The sequence below is a fragment of the Streptomonospora litoralis genome, assembly GCF_004323735.1.
In the GTDB taxonomy this organism is placed as follows: domain Bacteria; phylum Actinomycetota; class Actinomycetes; order Streptosporangiales; family Streptosporangiaceae; genus Streptomonospora; species Streptomonospora litoralis.
This window is the reverse complement of sequence record NZ_CP036455.1, coordinates 5,393,419-5,413,125: the sequence shown is the minus strand read 5'-3', so window position 1 is coordinate 5,413,125 and position 19,707 is coordinate 5,393,419. Positions and strand designations below refer to the sequence as shown.

12 protein-coding genes are annotated in these 19,707 nt (G+C 70.1%); 7 read left to right on the top strand and 5 right to left on the bottom strand.

Annotated features, from left to right (window positions below):
• Positions 1–244 precede the first annotated feature (244 nt).
• Positions 245–1,195 (top strand): type IV toxin-antitoxin system AbiEi family antitoxin domain-containing protein, encoded by a 951-nt coding sequence (locus EKD16_RS23090; RefSeq protein WP_131101352.1) that lies wholly within the window; start codon positions 245–247, stop codon positions 1,193–1,195.
• A gap of 38 nt (positions 1,196–1,233) precedes the next feature.
• Here EKD16_RS23090 and EKD16_RS23085 read toward each other — a convergent pair whose 3' ends face one another.
• From EKD16_RS23085 to EKD16_RS23075, 3 genes are all read right to left on the bottom strand, one after another.
• Positions 1,234–1,965: a DUF6082 family protein gene (locus tag EKD16_RS23085; RefSeq protein WP_131101350.1), complete on the bottom strand. Its 732-nt coding sequence runs from the start codon at positions 1,963–1,965 to the stop codon at positions 1,234–1,236.
• A gap of 83 nt (positions 1,966–2,048) precedes the next feature.
• Positions 2,049–2,657: a DUF6879 family protein gene (locus EKD16_RS23080; protein WP_131101348.1), complete on the bottom strand. Its 609-nt coding sequence runs from the start codon at positions 2,655–2,657 to the stop codon at positions 2,049–2,051.
• The gene (locus EKD16_RS23075; RefSeq protein ID WP_131101346.1) at positions 2,650–2,919 is read right to left on the bottom strand and encodes a hypothetical protein; all 270 of its coding nucleotides are present in this window, start codon (positions 2,917–2,919) and stop codon (positions 2,650–2,652) included. The genes EKD16_RS23080 and EKD16_RS23075 overlap by 8 nt, the downstream gene beginning before the upstream one ends.
• A 319-nt stretch (positions 2,920–3,238) precedes the next feature.
• Between EKD16_RS23075 and EKD16_RS23070 the strand changes: the two genes are divergently transcribed.
• The 5 genes from EKD16_RS23070 to EKD16_RS23050 all read left to right on the top strand — a co-directional run bounded on the left by EKD16_RS23070 (position 3,239) and on the right by EKD16_RS23050 (position 15,719).
• A complete protein-coding gene (locus EKD16_RS23070) occupies positions 3,239–4,402 on the top strand; it encodes a DUF262 domain-containing protein (protein ID WP_131101344.1) in 1,164 nt (387 codons plus the stop codon).
• A complete protein-coding gene (locus tag EKD16_RS23065; protein WP_131101342.1) occupies positions 4,399–5,553 on the top strand; it encodes a DUF3696 domain-containing protein in 1,155 nt (384 codons plus the stop codon). The genes EKD16_RS23070 and EKD16_RS23065 overlap by 4 nt, the downstream gene beginning before the upstream one ends.
• Positions 5,531–6,490, top strand: coding sequence for a hypothetical protein (locus EKD16_RS23060; protein WP_131101340.1), 960 nt, complete (start codon positions 5,531–5,533; stop codon positions 6,488–6,490). Before EKD16_RS23065 ends, EKD16_RS23060 begins: the two co-directional genes overlap by 23 nt.
• Before the next feature lie 206 nt (positions 6,491–6,696).
• Positions 6,697–13,323 (top strand): DEAD/DEAH box helicase, encoded by a 6,627-nt coding sequence (locus EKD16_RS23055; protein WP_131101338.1) that lies wholly within the window; start codon positions 6,697–6,699, stop codon positions 13,321–13,323.
• The gene (locus EKD16_RS23050; protein ID WP_131101336.1) at positions 13,320–15,719 is read left to right on the top strand and encodes a UvrD-helicase domain-containing protein; all 2,400 of its coding nucleotides are present in this window, start codon (positions 13,320–13,322) and stop codon (positions 15,717–15,719) included. The genes EKD16_RS23055 and EKD16_RS23050 overlap by 4 nt, the downstream gene beginning before the upstream one ends.
• A 68-nt stretch (positions 15,720–15,787) precedes the next feature.
• Here the strand turns inward: EKD16_RS23050 and EKD16_RS23045 are convergent, their stop codons facing one another.
• The gene (locus tag EKD16_RS23045) at positions 15,788–16,360 is read right to left on the bottom strand and encodes a DUF4179 domain-containing protein (protein ID WP_131101334.1); all 573 of its coding nucleotides are present in this window, start codon (positions 16,358–16,360) and stop codon (positions 15,788–15,790) included.
• Positions 16,361–17,486: 1,126 nt separating this feature from the next.
• Between EKD16_RS23045 and EKD16_RS23040 the strand changes: the two genes are divergently transcribed.
• Positions 17,487–19,217 (top strand): tetratricopeptide repeat protein, encoded by a 1,731-nt coding sequence (locus EKD16_RS23040; RefSeq protein WP_131101332.1) that lies wholly within the window; start codon positions 17,487–17,489, stop codon positions 19,215–19,217.
• Positions 19,218–19,336: 119 nt separating this feature from the next.
• On the opposite strand, the gene EKD16_RS23035 is transcribed toward EKD16_RS23040, so the two are convergent.
• Positions 19,337–19,642, bottom strand: a complete 306-nt coding sequence (locus EKD16_RS23035; protein WP_131101331.1) for a hypothetical protein — start codon at positions 19,640–19,642, stop codon at positions 19,337–19,339.
• Positions 19,643–19,707: the final 65 nt, after the last annotated feature.

Below are 19,707 nucleotides of genomic sequence, written 5' to 3'. Positions count from 1 at the left end.
CCACCAACCCCACCCACCCCGCCGCGCCCATCGATCCGGAATGATCCCGCTGAAATGCCCAATCGAGTGGCGAAAAGCGGCCATAACTTCACGGCAGATGGCTTTTGACGCCCTGGAGTTGCACCATCCCGCCGCCCCGCAACCCCCGCCCCCGCCCCCGACACCCCGGTGCCGGTAGGCGCGTTGTCCACAGGCGCACAATCGGCGGGGACGCGGCCGCATCCCGGCGGCGATGCTCGTACTCATGGATCCTTCCCAAGAGGCCCAGCGCATCGCGGCAAGCCAGTACGGGGTGATCAGCAGTGAGCAGGTGCGCCGGTGCGGTCTCAGCCGGCGCACCCTGCGCAGCCTGCTGAACCGGGGCAGGTGGGTGCGGATGCACCACGGGGTCTACCTGGATCGCGGCACCGGGGGCGGCACCGCTCGGGGCCGGTTCCTCTCCGCGGCGATGGCGGCTCAGCTGGCGCTGGGTCCCGCCGCGTTCGCCAGCGCCGAGACCGCCGCACGGTTGTGGGGAATGCAGGGTCTGCCGCCCTGGGACGGCGCGGTGCACATGACGATCCCCGGCCGGGGCAGCCGGCGTAGGGTCCCCGGGATCACCCTGCACACCTGGGCCACCGACCGCGGCGAGTTCACGACCAGAGGAGGTATGCGCGCGACCGTCCCGGGCCGGACGCTGCGGGACACCGTGCTGCGGGTCGACCGGGTCACGGCGGTGTGCCTGCTCGACTCCGCGCTCAACCGGCAGCTCGTCGCGGCCGACGAGCTGCCGGGCCTCGCCGCCGCCAACAGCGACCGCGCAGGCTGTGCCCGGTCCCTGCCGTGGTGGGGCATGGCCGACGGCCGTGCGCAGAGTCCCCTGGAGACCAGGATCCGGCTCATATGCGGCGACGGCGGGCTACCCCCCGACGACCTCCAGCACCCGTTCTACGATGCGCGCGGGCACCTGATCGCCGTCGGCGACCTGTGGTGGGCGGAACGCCGGCTGCTCGTCGAAGCCGACGGCCGCGGACCGCACGAACTGCCCGAGGCGCTGCTGCACGACCGGCGCAGGCAGAACGCCCTCGCCGCCGCACATCCCGATGTCCGTATCGTCCGCTTCACCTGGGCCGACCTGCGGCACCCCGGCTACATTCTGGACGTCGTAGGCAGTGCCGGCAGGCAGGCCGCCGGCTCACGGCAGAGCAGTTCGTGAACCCGAGCCCGGGTCCGATGGTTATCGCCGCGATCGGTTCACGCTGCTCGCCGCCGCAGCCTCTTCAGTAACCGGGCAACCAGCGCGCCGGCCCCGAACCCGACGAGTCCCGTTAGCACTGACGCGGCCGCAGGAGCTCCGCTGACCCGGTTGCTGCGCTCTCCGCGCCCGCCGCCCAAGCGCCTGCGCCCTGACCCCGCGGCGGGAGCGGCGGGCGGTTCCGGAGCCCGCTGGAACTCCTCATCGAGGATGCGATGGAACCGGCGCGACCTGCGTGTCCCGGCGGTGTGCAACCGCACTTCGCGTACACGATTCCAGTACTCCCAACCGACCGGGCCGACGAACAGATTGCGCGCGAGCGTCCGCACATGCTCATCGTTGACGGCGCGCGAGTCGAAGGCCATCTCCCACTGGGAGACGATCATGTTGGTGTACATGCTCTGCCGCTGCGCCTTGCTGCCGGTCGCGGACATGTTCGCGCCCCAGCACTCGGCGTACTCTTCGTTTTCCATGGCCATGCGCAGCAGCTCGCTGTTGGAATCCCGCAGCGCGAGTTCTCGCGCCATCCGCGTCTCGCGCGCCTGCACCACGAGTGTGGCGACGACACCGACCAGTGCGAGCCCTGCCAGTAGCGCTGAGGCCGCGCCGTAGGTCTGACCGACGACGCTCAGCCCCTCCCAGTCGCCGCTGATACCGCGGACCAGCCCCAAGGCGAGCGGTGACAGGCCGACGAGCCCGACGACCGCTACCACGACGAGTACGAGCACCACGGGCGCAAACATAACGCCGCCGAGACGCCACCTGCGGTGTGTGCCGCGCGGTGACGCCCCGGCGGAGGACTCGGCAGTTCCGCTCATGCAGGAACGGCCGGAGGCGGCAGCGGCGCGATCTCCCGGTGGAAGTACTCCAGCAGCGGCTCACCCCACCCGAACACCTCGGCCAGTTCCGCTGCGGTGTCGGCGATCGCGCGGGGATCATCGACCCGCCAAGCACCCCGCGCCCGGCCCGCGGCGTCGTAGCGGACCAGGAACAGCACCCGGTCACCGAGCAGCACGACCTCGGGCAGCGTGCGCTGCCCCTCCAGATGGGCCACCCGCTCGGCGGTGAGCACACGCAGCGACTGCCCCGACTCGGCCAGCAGCCGCAGAAACTGCATCTCCCACTGCAAGTACGGGCTCACCGGATGCTCCACGACGCGTATGCGCCGGGTCTGCATGCCGACCTCGCGGTCCTTGGCGGCCATGGCCTCGGCTTCGGACCGGTCCGCCTCGTTCAGTTCCACCGCCCGCGCCCAGTCTCCCTTGGCGAAAGCCTCCCAACTGGGGTCGCCGGGCTCCTGGAACGTCTGGGCGCGCTCCAGCTTCCAGAACACCCCGCCGGCTGCGTACTCGCGCCGGTATTCGGCGTGGTAGGCGCTGCGCTCCAGCGGTATGGCGGGCAGGTCGCGCAAGCCCTCAAGCATCGGGGATCTCCGGCTTGGCGGCCGCCAGCGTGACGCGGGGGATGACCACCAGCCGTTCGTCGGTGCCCACGCTGACTCCGGACGGAAGGCGGCCGCGGTAGGCGTCGGTGGCGTCGCGGCCGATGACGGCGATGTCGCCGTTGTCGAGTTCCCAGATCTCCGGGCAGTCCGGCCCGGCCTTGGTGACACCGAGGTCGAGAGGAGGGGGGCCGATCCGGCGCCGCATCCCGGCGCGCGTATCGGCTTCCCAGGTGCGAGTCATCGCAAGTACCTCCGGTGGGTACGGAACGGGGTCCTAGAAGTCCCCGCGCTGTTTCACCGGCAAACCACGCATGGTTTTCCGGCCTGCAGCCACGGCACGCCCCCGGACAGTTACCGGTGCAACCGAGACGCACGCGGCCGGACGCGGCCGGACGCGGCCACGGGAAAAGTGTTGCGATCACACCGAATCGCCTGCCGCAGGGGTCTTTAGGCTCTTAGGGTTGAGGGCGGACCGAAGGCGGGAGGAAGTCGGGCGGCGCCGATCCCGAAGCCGGTTCGGCCGATCCGATGCGTGCGTGCCCGAAGCGAGGACCCCCACTATGGCGCTACCGGACGAGACCACCGCTCCGAACATCCTGGAAGAGCATTTCCAGGACATCGGCACCGACGTCGAGGTAGAGCAGCTTCCCGACGACGCCGAACTGAGTTCCGGTAAGCCGTGGAATCCCGACGACATCAGAGTGAGCACCAAGCAGTTCTCGCTGCGCAACGTGATGGACATGATCGAGGACGGCTCGCTGGAGCTGGCCCCCGAATTCCAGCGCAACCGGGTGTGGAAGGTCCCGCAGAAGTCCCGGCTGATCGAGTCGGTCCTGTTGCAGATCCCGCTGCCGGCGTTCTACTTCGCGGAGGACGCGGACGGCCTGCTGCGCGTCGTGGACGGTCTGCAACGGCTCTCCACCATCAACGCCTTCGTGCGCGGCGGCGAAGACACCGGTTTCGCGCTGAAGGGCCTGGAGTACCTGACCGAAGAGGGCAAGCGTTTCTCCGACCTGGGCACGGCGCTGCAGCGCCGTATCAACAACGCGCAGATCGTCGTGCACGTCATCGACCCCACCACCCCGCGCGAAGTCACCTACGACATCTTCAAGCGGATCAACACGGGCGGCACCCCGCTCAACGCACAAGAGATCCGCCACTCCATGAGCAAGGACCGCAGCCGCGACATCCTGCGCGACCTGGCCGCCACCGAGGAGTTCAACGCCGCAACCAACAACCTGTACAACCAGGTGCGCATGACCGACCGAGAGATGGCGCTGCGCTTCTGCGCCTTCTGGATCTTCGGTGTGGACGAGTACCTCAAGCTGCGGGCGATGGAGCCCTTCCTGGAACGCACCACCGCCGCTCTCGACGACCCGGCGGAAGTCCCCGACGACAAGGTCGCCGATCTGAGGGCCGCTTTCACGAGGGCCATGCACAACTCCTACCTGGTATTCGGCAAGCATGCATTCCGCAAGTGGCCATACGGCACGGAGTCGCTGAATCCGGTGAACCGCGCGCTGTTCGAAGCCTGGTCGATCTCTCTCACCGACTTCGGTCCGGACGACCTGACCCGGCGCCGCGAACTGATCGTCGCCGAAGCGCGCCGGCTCATGACCGACGATGTCACATACCTGTACGCGATCACCGCTTCCACCGGTGACGCTCAGCGCGTCCGCTACCGCTTCTCGACCACGCGCGACGCGGCTCGGGCCGGCCTGTGATCACCGCACTGGAGATCCGCAACTTCAAGCGCTTCACCCGGGCGTCCTTCGACCTGGGCCGTCTCACGGTGCTCAGCGGCCTCAACGGCGCCGGCAAGAGCACGGTGATCCAGTCGCTGCTGCTCGCCCGGCAGATCTCCGAGCTGCAGAGCGGCAACACCATCCAGCTCAACGGCCCCTACGGTTTGGCGCTCGGCGAGGCGCAGGAGCTGCTGCGCCTGGACGCCGAAGGGTCCAGCATCGAGCTGATCCTGCGCAGCGGTGCCCAACAGCGGCACTACCGGATGAGCGTGCCCGATGAGCGGGCGCTCTATGTGCTGCTGGAGAACGTCTTCGAGTCGCCGCTGCCGGAGCTGACGCGGCACGGTTTCGGTTTCACCTACCTCGGCGCCGAACGTCTCGGGCCGCGGGACCAGCTCGATGTCTCCGCCGCGGACATCGCCCGGATCGGAGTCGGCCACCAGGGCGAATTCACGGCTCAGGTGCTGGCTATGAACGCGACCCGGCAGGTGCCCGAAGCCGTTCAGCACCCGGCGACGAATGAGCAGTACGCGGTGACGACCTTGCGCACCCATGTCGAAGGGTGGGTCGGCGACATCGTCCGCCCGCTGCGCATCGACGCGCAGTGGCCCTCGGGCCTGACGGCCAGCACGATCCGCTTCCGCGAGCCCGGAGTCTTCAGCGAGCCCATCCGGCCCACGAACATGGGGTTCGGCGTCTCCTACGCGCTGCCGGTCATCGTGGCGGGACTGCTCGCCGAGCCCGGCGGCATGTTGATCGTGGAAAACCCCGAGGCGCACCTGCACCCGGCCGGCCAGTCGCGCATCGGCCGCTTCCTCGGCCGGGTCGCCGGCGCGGGTGTGCAGGTACTCGTGGAGACCCACAGCGACCACGTCCTCAACGGCGTCCGGATCGCGGCGGCCGAGGAGGGCACGGTGCCCGCCGAGGAGGTGGCGATGCTGTTCTTCGGCGGCGAGGCGGACGCGAACGCCGCCGCGGACGCGAATACCCCCGCCGACGAGGGCGCGCCCGCGGCGGTGCGGATCGGCCTCAAGGACGACGGTCAGGTCGCCGCATGGCCCGCGGGCTTCTTCGACCAGCTCGAACACGACCTGGGGAGGTTGGCACGTGCCCGACGCCGCCGCCGATGAGCCGTTCCGCTACGTGGTGGACGAGTCGAGCCTGGACTTCCGCGGGCTAAGCGACGAAGAACTGGGCGACTGGTTGGACGTGTTCAACGACACGCTGCTGGCCCTGCGCAGCGACGACCCGGTCGCGGTGTGCAGCCTGGTCTTCTCCCAGGAGTGCGACGACGGACAAGAGCTGTGGGAGTTCCTGTACGGGGTGGATGCACCTCCGATACCGGCTGACACCCGGCGGCTGCTCGGCCAGCTCCTCGACCGCTGTCGCAGTTGGGACGACGACGAGACCGGCGCCCTGCCGGACGCCGTCAAGGTCGGCGACGACGACGTCGACCCCGCCTGGTCGCTCGGCTACGCGCTCGACAACGCCTACCGCAGGCACGGCACCGGCTGCGTCGCGTTCACCGACCGCCGCCGGTCGTGGCTCCCCGTCTCCGCGGGAGGGCAGGAGGCGGAGTTGTGCTTCCTCGTCAGTCCCGAGGACCGGCCCGGATTCTGGCAGGGTCTCTACTCCCGCGAGAACGTGCCCGAGCAGCGGTTCTTCGACTACGCGCCCAACGCCTTCCCCAACCTCGTCTGCGCCCCGACGCTGAGATTCGGCGCCTTCGACGGCACGTACGCGGAACTGCGCGACTGGGTGGTGCGGGCGCTCGCGGCGATCGACGCCCACTTCGCCGACGCGGTCGCCGCCTGCAAAGGCCAGCCGGACCGGATAGAGGCGCATCTCGGAGCCAAGGGCATCGACGCCTCCCCGGAAAGCCCCAACACCAGGAGCAATCCGAAGGCCATCGCGCAGCGGGACGTCGAGTACCGCGGCGAGACCTACCACTGCGCCTGGCACGCGAAGAAGGAGCGCCACCGCAACCGGGTCCACTTCAGCCTGCCCGACGAGCGGCTGGACGGCCGGATTCTCGTCGGCATCTTCACCGACCACCTGGACACCTGACGCGGTGCCGCCGATCGCGCACCACCGGAACCCGCCGCAGACAGGCCAACCGATCCGATAGCAACCGCGTCCAACTGCGGCCGGTGAATCCAGAGTTGCCGGACCACGGGGGGATGACACCGGGCCGGTTCCACGGAGCCGGCCCCGCGAGGCGTGCCCGCAGCACCCCTGCGGCCAGTGACGAACTAGGGAGTGTGACGTAGCCGGTGCAGCCGACTCTGGCCGCCGCGGAAGTGCGGCGCAACCTCACCCAGTACCTCTCCACCACGTTCGCCCTGGCCGACGAACCCGTCCGCGAATCCCTGGAAAGCTTCCTGAACGATCCGCAGCAGGGCATCTTCCGCGGCCCCTACCTGCGGATCCGAACCCCCTTCCGGCACGCCGGCGACGACTGGCGGCGCCACCTGGAATGGGCGCCCGCCGGATTCGCGCCCTACCTCCACCAGGCCGCGGCCTTCGAGCGGTTGTCAACGCGGAACGGCCCCGCCGAGCCGACGCTGATCACCACGGGCACCGGATCCGGCAAGACCGAGTCGTTCCTGCTCCCGGTGCTCGACCACTGCCGCCGCGAGCGGGCCCGCGGCCACGCCGGAGTGAAAGCGGTCGTGCTATACCCCATGAACGCGCTGGCCACCGACCAGGCGAAGCGGCTCAACGGCTACCTGTCCCAGCCCGGCCTGGAGCGGGTCACCGCCGGCCTCTACATCGGCGACACCCCCGAGGGCGGCTACGACCGCGTCATGACCCAGCGGGGTGAGATCCGGCGCAATCCGCCCGACATCCTCATCACCAACTACAAGATGCTCGACCTGCTGCTCCAGCGCGATGCCGATGTGCCACTCTGGGACGGCTGCCGACCGGCCTACATCGTGGTCGACGAGTTCCACACCTACGACGGCGCGCAGGGCACCGACGTGGCGATGCTGCTGCGCCGCCTGGCCGCAGCCACCGGCAACAGCGAGCCCGGCAGGCCGCTCGGCGGGATCTGCCCGGTCGCCACCAGCGCCACCCTCGGCGCCAACGATCCCCGCGACGATGCCGGGGAAGACGGGGCCGCAGCCGTGCGCCGCGTCGCAGCCACCGTCTTCGGCACCGAATTCGCCCCCGGCTCCGTGGTGACTGAGGACCGCCTCGGTGTCGAAGAGTTCATGGACACCATCGAGTACCGGTTGCCCATCCCGAGTCCGCTCGCCGTCGCCAACATCCCCGACCCCCACCACGACGACGACGCGATGCGCCGGATCAGGCTCGTGTTCACCGACGAGGACGAGACCGATCCTGCGAAACTGGGCGCCGTCCTGCGCACCCACATCCTCACCGAGGCGCTGCTGAAGACCCTCGGAGGGGGCGTGGCCACCCTCGACGCCCTGTTGGAGCGCCTTCCCCGCGAAGGCGCCTACCAGTGGGGCGCCGCGCTGCGCACGGGCCGGGCGCAGGCGGCCGAGGCGCTTTCGCGCTACGTGGCGCTGCTGTCCACCGCGAGGGATCCGGACCACCCCGACCGCCCCTTCGTGCACATCGAGACACACCTGTGGGTGCGGTCGGTCAGCCGGCTGCTGCGCGACATCTCCCAGACGAGGCCCGCGTTCAGCTGGCACGGCGAAGCTCCCCCGGCACTCGACGGCGAGACCACCGCATCAGTGATCGGCCGCGGGCGGCTACCTGCCGCCTACTGCCGCCACTGCGGCCGCTCCGGGTGGGCGGCGATCTCGCCCGAGCGCAATCCCGCCGACCTCGACACCGACCCCGACCACATCTACCGTGCCGCGATCTCCGGTAAGAAGGCCGTGCGCCCCCTCATCCACGCCACCGCGGCCGAAGCCAAGAACCGCGCGAACGGGCGGGGCGTGCAGGTCCTCGAATCCTCCGGCGCCCACGTGCGGCCGGTGACCGACACCGACGTGGACGCCGCCGTCCACGGAGAGCTCGACGGTGTGCTCGTGCTCGCCGACCTGGTCCACAGCCAGGAGTCCTTCCGCGCCGCCGAGAAGGACCGCTGCCCGGCGTGCGACGCGGACCAGGGCACCCGGTTCCTCGGCGCCGGCCTGGCCGCCCTGGCCTCCGTCGCCGTCACCGAGCTGTTCACCGGCGGCCAGCTCGCCCACGGCGGCGAGCAGCCCAAGACCCTGATCTTCAACGACGCCGTGCAGGACGCCGCCCATCGGGCCGGATTCGTGTCCAACCGGTCCTACACGTTCTCCCTGCGCGTGCTGCTGGCCGCACAGTTGCCCGCCGACGGCAGCCCCGCTGCCCTCAACGACCTGATCGCCGACACCGTCACCACCGCCGGCGATCCGAAGTACCTGCCCTGCGTCGTCCCGCCCGACCTGCACGAGCACGACGGCATCGACACCGTCCTCGCCGGTGAGTGGGAGGGCGACGACCGGGTGTGGCAGACCATCGGCGAACGACTCGCCTTCTCGGCCGTCATGGAGTTCGGACTGCGGTCCCGCCAGGGGCGCACTCTGGAGCTGACCCGCACCGCCGCCGCCGAAGTCGACATCGGCGACGCGGACCGGCTCGCAAGTCTGGCCCGCGACCTGCTACTGCACCACGCCAACCGGCTCGGCGCCCTGCCCGGCCCCGACGTGTTCCGCGGCTTCCTGCGCGGCCTGCTGGAACGTGTACGCACCCGCGGCGGTATCAGCCACCACTGGCTCGACGCCTGGGTGGAGAAGGCCGGAACCCGCCGCTACGGCACTATCTGGGGAAAACGTCCGGACGGGATGCCGGCCTTTCCCGAAGGGCTGCCGGCTCCGCGCTTCGTCCTGACCGAACCCCGCAACAAAAGCGAGTTCGACACGGTCGCCGGGAGGCGCACCTGGTACCAGGACTGGACGATGCGCAGCCTGGGAGTCGACGACACCACGGCCGCCCGCTACCTCGCCGCTCTACTCGAGTGCCTCTGCGACGAAGGGGCGCTCACCCGCTACACCGCCGCCGACTCCTCCACCCGCGTCTACGGTCTGCGCCCGGGCCGCATCCTGGTGCGCCGCCTCGACGCCGAGACCGTCCACCGCGCCGGGGTCCTGTGCCCCGCGTGCAACTGGCGCCAGACTGTCCACCACGACCTGCTCGCCGACTGGGTGGGCGCGGCCTGCCCGCGCTACCGCTGCCCCGGCAGGCTCGGCCCCGACGAGGACCGCCGCTTCACCGACGACTACTACCGCCAGCTCTACCTCTCCGCCGAGCCGTTCCGCGTCGCCACCGCCGAGCACACGGGCCTGCTGACCCGCGCGCAGCGCGAGCGCGTCGAAACGGCGTTCGCGCAGCAGGCCCGCTACAGCGACCCCAACGTCCTCTCCTGCACGCCCACCCTCGAACTGGGTATCGACATCGGCGACCTTTCCGCCGTCATCCTGGGCTCGGTCCCGGCGAACCCCGCGAACTACGTGCAGCGGGTCGGGCGCGCCGGGCGGCGCACCGGCAACTCGCTGCTGCTCACCCTCGCCGGACGCCGCGCCCGCGAACGCCACTACCTGGCCGCCCCCGCCGACATGATCGCCGGTCCGATCCAGCCGCCCGGCAGCTACCCCTCGGCCGTGGAGATCCTTCGCCGCCAGTACGCGGCGCATCTGGTCGACCTGGCGGCCCGCGGAGCGATGCCCGGCGTCCTGCCGCTTCCGCGGCGCGCCTCCGCCCTGTTCGGCGAGACCGGCTGGCTGCGATCTTTCGTGGAGGCGGCCCTGGCCGACGGGCCGCGGCTCGCCGAGGACTTCCTCGCGCTGTTCTCCGGGGCCGGCGATTCCGTCAGTCCCGAGGCGGCCGCTCAACTGCGCGAGTACGCCGCCTTGGGGCTGAAGGACGCCGTCGCCGCCGCTCACGCCCGCTGGCAGGACCGGCTGGCCGACCTCCGCCACCGGCTGGAGCTGATCGACAACGCGGCAGCCGCCCTCCTCGACTCGGATCCCGAGCAGCGCACCCGCAAGTGGCAGCTCAACGCCGAGCGCGGCGCGATCGCCCGCCGCATCGGCGAGATCGGCCGCACCAACGCCCACGCGGCCCTCGTCGAACTGGGCCTGCTGCCCAACTACTCGCTGATCGACTCCGCCACCGCACTGGAGGCCACGATCACGTGGTCGGCGCCCGGCGCGGAGGGCGACACCCAGTACCACAGCGAGGTCCGCGAATACGAGCGCTCGGCCCTGACCGCGCTCACCGAGTTCGCCCCGGGCAACCACTTCTACGCCCGCGGCTACCGGCACACCGTCGACGGCCTCGACATCGGCACCGGCAACCGCAGCATCTGGACCCGGTGGCGCGTCTGCCCCCAGTGCGGCTACACCCGCACCACCACCGCGGCGGAGGACACCAGCCCGTGCCCCCGATGCAAAGGCACCCGCATCGGCGATAGCAGCGCACTGCACAACGTGCTGGAGCCGCAGCGGGCCGAGGCGCGCGACCGTCGCGACGACGCCCTCATCCGGGACGACCACGACGAGCGGCAGCGCCGGTACTACGAGGTCGTCACCGCCGTGGACATCGCCCGCGAGGACATCGCCCCGGGGGCCTGGCGCCACCGCAATCGCGCCTTCGGGGTGGACTTCACCCGCCGCGCCGTCATCCGCCGGTTCAACCTCGGAGCGCTGCGGATGGACCGCCAGGCCGACACCGAGTTCGCCGGCGAGCAGGTCCGCCACCACCCCTTCCACGTGTGCACCGAGTGCGGCGGGGCCACGCCGGATGCGCCCGAACGCAACCGCACGGCGCTCACGACCAGCGGCTACGACGCTTCTCCCAGCCACCACCGGCCGTGGTGCCGCCACCGGCGCGGCGACGACGTCGAGCACCTGCCGCTGATCCTGGCGCACACCCTGCAGACCGAGGCGCTGCGCATCCTCGTCCCGGTCGCCACCGTGCAGGTGCGCGAGCGTACCGTCACTTTTCAGGCCGCCGTCATGGCCGGGCTCGCCCGGCTCTACGGAGGCAGGCTCGACCACATCCGGACGACGACCGCCACCATGCCCGATCCGCAGACGGGCATGGTGCGCCGGTTTCTGGTCGTGCACGACACCCTTCCGGGAGGAAGCGGCTACCTCAACCCGCGCTCCGGCCAGGAGGGGGTCCGCGAGATCCTCGGCCACGCGCTCGAAGCCGTGGAGGGCTGCGACTGCAAGGACCAGGAGAACACCGCGGCCTGCCACCGCTGCCTGCTGCCCCACGTCGCCGATCCCGACTTCCCCTACGCCGACCGGGCGCTGGCCGTCGACATGCTGCACGAGCTCCTCGACGGATGGGAGACCGAAAGCGTCGCCGCCACCGACGAGATCTCGTTGTGGGACCAGGTCGAGAGCGAGCTGGAGGCGCGGTTCCTCGCCGCTCTGCGCACCTGGGCGAGCGAGCCCGGAGCGGAGCGGTCGTTCAGCTACGGCGGTCGCGTCAACGACCGCCGCACCGCCGACGTGCGGCTGACCGGTCCGGACAATACGGTGGTCAGCTGGCGCGTCATCCTGCAGAACACCATCAAGCAGACGCGACCCGACGTCGTCTTCCAGCGGCGCGACTCCGGTACCCAGCGCGTCGCCGTCTACCTGGACGGCTACGCCTACCACGCCGCGGCCGACGTCAACCGCCTCGCCGACGACGCGGCCAAGCGGGCCCGGCTCCGCGCCGCCGGGATCACGGTATTCCAGCTCACCTGGGAAGACGTCGCCTACTGGGAGACCGGGGAGGAGCCGCACACGCCGCCTTGGAAACCCTACGGCCACGAGGCGCAGATGGCGGCGCGCCGGTTCTACCAGCAGCAGGGGGGAACCGCCGACGAGCTTGCCGCAACCGTGTGGACGAGCCCGATCGAGACTCTCCTCGCGTTCCTCGCAGACCCCGACCACGAACGCTGGCGCTCCCGGGCCGAAGCCGCTGCCTCGGGCATGCTCCGCACCCCCGGCGCCACCAGGGTCCCACTCCGGCGCGAGCGGCTTCCCGAAGTGCTGCCCGGGGTACTGCGCGGCGAGGAGCTGCCGGCGTCCGCCAAGGTGCGCGCGGGCGAGCTGCCGCTGATCCGCGGCACGGACCTGTCGGGTCTTGCGGTGAGCGTGGTGGTGGACGGCGAAACACGCGGGGTCAGTGCATTCGTCGTCGTCGACGACCGGGACGACACGGTCCGAGCGGACGCCGACGCGCACAAGCGGCGCTGGGCGTCGTGGCTGTACTGGGGCAACCTCGTGCAGTTCCTCTCGGCGGAGAACGGCGACGGGGCGCAACTGGCCCTCAGCGACCTCGACTCCTTCGACCCGGCGGTCCTCGCGGTCGCGGGAGGCGAGGGAATCAGCCGCAGCCTCGCCCAGACGCCCGTCACCGACCCGGAGACGGCCGAAGTCGTCACCGACATGTCCGCTACCGTCCCGGTCGACGCGGCGGCACTGCTCGCATCGGAGTCGGCTGAGGCTCCCGCCGAGGCCGGCGGGCAGGCCGTCGGCGAAGATGGGACGGCTGTGTCGGCTGTGTCGGCCGGGTATCCGGACGCGTCGGCGGAACAGGTGCACGACGTGCCCCAGGAGCAGACCGATCCCTTCTGGGAAGAGGCCATCGCGCTGCTCGACCCGGACGAACCGGGGCTGGCCTCGCTCGCCCGCGCCCTCTACGCCCGCGGCGCCCCCGCTCCCGAAGTCGGCTACGAGCTCGGCAAGGGCCTGTGGCCCGCCGAGCTCGCCTGGCCCGGGGCACGGATCGCAGTCGTGCTGAACGGTGTCGGACACGGCGCCGTGGGCGACGGCGACGCGGAGAAGGCCAAGCGCGATGCCGCATACGCCGAAGCGAAATGGGACGCGCGGGACGCACAGCACTGGGATGCCGCCGAGCTGGCGCATCGCATCAGCGGGACGGAAGGATGAACGTGCAGGGCAGGGCCACACTGAGGCTGCTGGACAAAGCCGACAAGCAGATCCGGAAGCTCCCGCGGTCGGTGAAGGGGGCCGTCTACGAGTTCCAGTACAAGTTCCGCGACAACCCGGAGAACCCGGGCTTGAACCTCAAGATCCTCGAAGGGGTGCAGGGCGGGCGCCTGTATTCGGCGCGGGTGAACAAGGACTACCGGGCGCTGCTGCTGCACGCGGGGGAAAGCGACTACGTCCTGGTGGCGGTGCGCCCCCGCGGAGAGGTCTACGACAACCTCGAACGGTTCAAGCATCAGATCAACCAGGTCACCGGCGGCATCGAGTTCATCGACATGGAGGTCGTGGAGTCGGCTACGGCCTCCGCCGAGCCCGGCACCGGACAGGGGCACACCGACCCGGCCGAGCAGGCCGGGCAGGACGTGCCGGCTGAGCCCGCTGCGCCCGACGTGCCCGCCGAAGCGCCGCGTCCCCTTTTCGCCGATTACACCCGCGATCAGCTGCGCGAGCTGGGCGTCGCCGAGGCACTGCTGCCGCTCGCGCTCAAGGTGACCACCGACGAGGAGCTGTACGGCCTGGTCGAGTACGCCCCCTCGCTCACCGAGGACGTCCTGCTCCGGCTCGCTGACGGGATGGGCTTCGACGAGGTCCTCGAGGAGATCACGCGGCCGGTGGCCACCTCCGAGACGGTCGACACCTCCGACTACTCGGCGGCCCTGGCACGTCCGGCGACCCGTGCCACCAGCGAGGACACAGACATCCAGGCGGCCATCGAGGACCGCTTCAGCCGGTGGAAGGTCTTCCTGCACCCGGCTCAACACAAGCTCGTCCGGCGCGAGTACCGCGGACCCGCCCGCGTCAGCGGCGGCCCGGGTACGGGCAAGACCATCGTCGCCCTGCACAGGGTCGCGCACCTCGCGGCACGCCTCCCGCCGGGCCGCAGCAAGGAGATCCTGTTCACGACGTTCAACAAGAACCTCGCCGCCGATCTGCGCAAACGGCTGCTGGAGCTGGGCGGGCAGGCGGTCGTCGACCGGGTGGAGATCGTCAACATCGACAAGCTCGCCACGCAGATCGTCGCCGAGACCGGCCGCACCGGGCGCCGCCGCTGGATCGACGACCAGAAGGCCCTGCGCGAGTGGTCCGACCTGCTCACCGAGCTCGGCGAGACGCAGTGGGACGCGGAGTTCCTGCACGCGGAGTGGAACCAGGTCATTCTCGGCCAGGCCGTCAACTCGCGAGCGGATTACTTCCGTGCCCGGCGAGCGGGCCGCGGCAAGCGGATCAGCCGCGCGCAACGGGCGGAGATCTGGCAGCTCGTGGAGCGCTTCACCATGCGCCTGGATGAGAAAGGGCTGTGGACCCACCGCCAGGTCGCCGAGCTGGCGGCGCGCATCCAGTCCGAGCAGGCGATGAAGATCGCGACGTTCGAGGAGCGGCAGGATCGCGAGGGCGCCCAGATGCTTCAGCACCTGGAGCAGTCGTGGGCGAACCTCCGTTACCCCTACCGGCACGTCGTCGTCGACGAGGCGCAGGATCTCAGCCCCGCCCACTGGAAGCTGCTGCGGGCACTGGTGCGCGAGGGCGACAACGACTTGTTCCTTGTCGGCGATACCCATCAGCGCATCTACGACAATTACGCGTCGCTGAGCAGCCTCGGCATCAACATCCGCGGCCGCTCGGCGCGACTCACCCTCAGCTATCGCACCACCCGGCAGATCCTCGGCTCGGCGCTCGGGCTGCTGGGGGAGGAGAGCTGGGACAACCTCGACGACAGCACCGAGACCCTGGCCGGCTACCGCTCCGTGCTGAAGGGGCCGCGGCCCGAGATCCGCGGGTTCGACACCTGGCAGGCGGAGTTGGACGCCCTCGCGGAGACGGTGGCGGCCTGGGAACAGGAGGACCGCGAGCGGGCCGCGGCCGCCGCGGAAGCCGAGGGGGAGGACGGTGCGGAGCAGGAGCAGACCTCCATCGGTGTCGCCGTCCCCACCCGCGACATGGTCAGCGAGGTCGAGCGGCGACTAGCTCGGGAAGGCGTCCGCGCGGCGGGCATCGGCCCGGAGGGGCCCCGCCTGGACGACGCCGTCCACGTGGGTACGCTGCACCGGTTCAAGGGCCTGGAATACCGGCGGATGGCCATCGCCGGAGTCACCCGGGGCCTCGTGCCCGGCCGCCACATCGACCAGTTTCGCGAAGATCCCACCCGCCACGAGAGGGAAGTCCAGCGGTCCCGCTCCCTGCTGTTCGTCGCCGCCACCCGCGCCCGCGACACGCTCGGGATCACCTGGCACGGGACCCCGAGCCCGTTCCTGCCGAACACGGCGACGGACTCGGGGCCGCCAGGCGCCGACCAGGTGGACGGCGCCCTCTTCGCCCGAGGGGATGCACTGTTCTGACGCATGCGGGGGCCGCAGAGAGACCCGTCAGTGCGTCCCTTGTGCCGCACGGCGGTGCAAGCAGCGCTTTACCAGAGCTTGTCGACGATGGTCTCGGCGTCGTCGGTCATGGGCTGGTACCGGTCGGGGTAGGCCGAACGCTGCACGGCCTGGCTGACGTCGCCCATCAGGCCGTCCTTCCAGCTGTCTCCGTGGTACATGCGCAACATCTCGTCGAGGAAGGCGTCGGTGGCCCACTCGGGGTCGAGTCGGTCGCCCGCCGAGCCCCAGTGGGCGCGCTGCTGGAACAGGCCGAGGCTGTCGTGGTCCACCTCGATGTTGATGTTCTGCAGGTGGGTCTCGACGATGCTCGTCGTGATGGCGATTTCGGCGGCGTGCTTGCCCAGGTCGCGCTCCTGCACGGCATCGATCACGGCCTTGGCGCAGGTAACGCGGTAGCCGTCCATATGTCCCGCCAGGTCGTCCTCCAACGTTTTGTTGAACTCCTCGGCGAGCTTGTTGTCCTTCTTCGTGGGGCCGCCCTCCACACACGGGTTCACCGAGTACTGGCCGGCTGCGGCGGGGGAGGCGCCGATGGTCGTGATCACAGCGGTAAGGGGGATCGCTGCTGCTGCGATGAGGGTTTTGTACATCTTTCGCATGGGTATGTGCTCCTCGTAAGTCAGAAGTGAGGGCGCAGTCGGCACGGGTTCGCGCTGTGCTCCGGGAAACCGGGCAGTGGTTTATCCGGAGCAGTGCCTAGGCGCATCGTTGCGGTAGCGGGGGCACCGGCCGAACGGGAGCGATGGGTATCAGTGGTGTGGTCGGAAGCCGGTGGGATGACCGGCACCGCTCACACTCCCGTTCCGCTCACTACGGCACACATCCGGCCGATTCCGGCGCCGGCTGGCGCCGGGACGGGCGTAGTGGGAGTGCCCCCTTCGCGTCGACGGTGCGGCTCCGTTGCCGACCGCGTCCGCTGGCGGCGTCGACCTGGGGTTTTGTGCTGCCCAAGTCGGCGCCGCCAGCCAATGTAACCGAGACGTGACCTTCTTTGCCGCGGCGTGACCGTGCTCCGTCGCAGGCCACAGGGTTGACAACGGCGGGAGCTGTTCGTGTGGGCGGCTCCAGGGCGAGATGAGCGAGATGCCCTGAACCGGTATGAGTGCGACGTTCTGAGGTAAATGGGACTAGCCGTTTGCCTCCGTCGCTTGCCCCGGTAAAACCCCTGTTCAGCGGCAGTAAAGGCCGCTTATGTGACATAAATCTCAAGTGAGTCCGAGGCATGCGACTGCGGAGCGGCCGCTATCCGACGCACGGTGCCTTCTCGCTGGAGGTCTTCGATCGCTTGCGGCTCGATGGACGAATGCACCGCCCGTCACCTGACGTGCGTGTGGAGGCGGTGCCTCGGGCGCAGTAGACGGAGTCGGGGCCGGGCGATCTCGCCCGGCTCCGAGGGCAGCGGTAGGTGGCAACCCGGGCACCCGCGCCCCAACGGCACGCGGCGGGTCACCGACTTCGAACGGCGCTGAACAGCCCCGCCGACTCCGGAATAGACCGGTGCCACAGCGCCGACCGCGGAAACGGCGGTGACGAGGGGGCCAGCTCATCGGCCGCCTGCGGCGGCCGCGGGGGAGGTTGTGGGCCAGTCCGAGGATGCTCAAGCCGAGGGTGAACCACAGCACCTCCGAGAACGAGATGCTTATGGCGGCTCCCAGGCCGACTGCGGGGTGCGGGTCGCTACCGCGGGTTGCGGTGGCGCAGCGGGCGTCCGAGGACGGTCTTGCAGTGTTCTGGCTCCGGCCGGAGTCGGTCCTGGACGCCATGCTGCGCGTGGCGATCGAACTCGGAGCTTCCCAAGCCGAGGCAGAGCAGATGAAGGCCACTCCGGTCGCGGCACGGCGGTGGGTGTGGCGGCACCTGCACGGCAGCTCGCAGCGCTGGCTGATCGTGTTCGACAACGTGGACCGGCCGGTGGAGTTCTGCGACGGCCGGCGCCCCGGCGACGAAGACGCCTGGATCCGCGGCAGCCGCGCCGGGTTGACCCTGGTCACCACGCGCATCGACCGGCCCGAACTGTGGCGGCCCGCCCACCTCCTGCGCGTTGTGCCGCTCGGGTACGAGGACAGCATCGCCGTTTTCAACGATCACGCGGCCGGTCCCGATGCCGGTCCATTTCGTCTTCCGGCTGCGGCGGGGGAGGTCGCGCGAAGGGTCGGGGGGATCCCGCTGGCATTGCGGCTGCTCGGCAGTGTTGTGGGTGCCTACCGGACCGGGAACGCGCGTTATGAGGCTGCTCTGGAGCTGTTGAACCGTTCACTGGACGATCTCGACGCGTTGGCGGAGCCGGTACTTGCCGTCCAGGGTGACGCCGGCGAGGCCGAACGCGGGCTTCTGAGTCGCGTCTGGGAGTTCTCGCTGTCTCTACTCGACGACGAGGTTCCGCAAGCGCGCCCATTGCTGCAGGTATTGTCGTTTCTCAGCGTGGATGGCCTGCACGTCGCCTGGGAGCACCTACCGCGTGAGGTTTTGAGGGGCAGCGTCGTCGATGCCGGTCCCCAGGAGCTGACGCCTTGGGTATTGGAGCGGGCGGTCAACAGTCTTCGTGCGCACGGGCTGGTGGAGGTCCACGGAGCGGGAGCCGACGTCACCGTGTCCTTGCATCCACTCGTAAGCGAGGTGGCTCGGACGCGCCTGGGTGAGGGCGCGTTCGGTGTTGCCGCTGCTGTGCACAGGCTCATCGCTGCTCCGGGCGGTGAGGACCTCGCGGTGGAGGCCGCGGCCTATCGCTGCATCTGCGAAGCGCGCGAACGGGAACTGGGCGCGCAGCATGTGCTGACGTTGGCGGCGCGGTTCGGATTGGCCTATGCGGTGCTGGAGCGTGGAGCTACCGATGAGGCCGAGGAGTTGTTCAATGCCGTGCTGCGCGACTGGCAGGAGACCTATGGTGCAGAGGCTTCCGGCGTGCTGCTCACCCGGCATGAACTGGGGCGCATTGCAGTGCGGCGCGACGACTGGGGCGCGGCGGAGCGCGAGTTCCGCCGGGTCAGTGAACTCGAGGAGGCCGGCGTGCGCGGATGGCATCCATGGACCGGACGGCACGGCCTCGCGCTCGTCGCCTTCCAACAAGGCGACTTCGCCGCGGCCGAAGCAGAATTTCGGGAAGTGGTGCGGCTGCGTGAGCAGGCGTGCGGACCGCGGGATGTCGGGACGATGCTCTCACGCCATGAGCTGGGCCGTGTTGCGCTGAGCCAGGGCAATCTCGACGAAGCCGAGCAGTCGTTTCGCGCTGTGCTCGGCGTGCTCGAGGACGTCCCCGGCCCCACAAGCCCGCAGACTCTCGCGACCCGTTATGAGTTGGCCAAGGTACTGCTGGAACGCAGCGGCGACACCCGAACCGCCGAAGACGAATTCGAAGCGGTGCTGGAACTGCAGCAACGGGTGCTAGGGACCGAGCACGTCAGAACGCGCCGAACACTCGACCAGCTCGACGCGCTGCGCCAGCGAGGGAAAAGCTGAAATCGATCCTCATCGAACCTGTTCGGCTGTATACCCCCAGGCGGGCACGCCGAACCCGGAGCGTCAGGCCCTCGCTCCGCGGAGGCGGTCGGCCGCTTGGGCACGGGCGGCGCCACCGCTCAGCGGGGATCGCCGTGCACGGCCCACACCTTCGCACCGTGCCGGCGGAGGTTCTGCGCTTCGAAGTCGGCGTCCAGTTCGGGGATCGCCGGCCACACCCCGGAATCCGCATGGTCCCAGCCCACCCAGCGCTGGTTCGGCGTCGGCGGAGTGACGGCGGACTCACCCAGTGCGGCCAACTCGGCCATTAGCTGGGCGAACACAGCCGCGTAGCGCACCGCGGCGTCCCGCGATCCACCGCGCAGCAGTTCACCGCCGGGGCGGGACTCCTCGGCGTGCACGGCCAGCGCGCCGACATCCGTCACAGTCGTCGAACCGTGGGAGAACGTCGTCTACACCAACCACGACTACGCGCTTCCGGGGTTCGTCG

Excerpts from the sequence above, each read along its gene's own strand:
- EKD16_RS23070 (WP_131101344.1), top strand. The coding sequence starts at position 3,239 with ATGGCGCTACCGGACGAGACCACCGCTCCGAACATCCTGGAAGAGCAT.
- EKD16_RS23050 (WP_131101336.1), top strand. The coding sequence starts at position 13,320 with ATGAACGTGCAGGGCAGGGCCACACTGAGGCTGCTGGACAAAGCCGAC.
- EKD16_RS23075 (WP_131101346.1), bottom strand. The coding sequence starts at position 2,919 with ATGACTCGCACCTGGGAAGCCGATACGCGCGCCGGGATGCGGCGCCGG.
- EKD16_RS23080 (WP_131101348.1), bottom strand. The coding sequence starts at position 2,657 with ATGCTTGAGGGCTTGCGCGACCTGCCCGCCATACCGCTGGAGCGCAGC.
- EKD16_RS23090 (WP_131101352.1), top strand. The coding sequence starts at position 245 with ATGGATCCTTCCCAAGAGGCCCAGCGCATCGCGGCAAGCCAGTACGGG.
- EKD16_RS23045 (WP_131101334.1), bottom strand. The coding sequence starts at position 16,360 with ATGCGAAAGATGTACAAAACCCTCATCGCAGCAGCAGCGATCCCCCTT.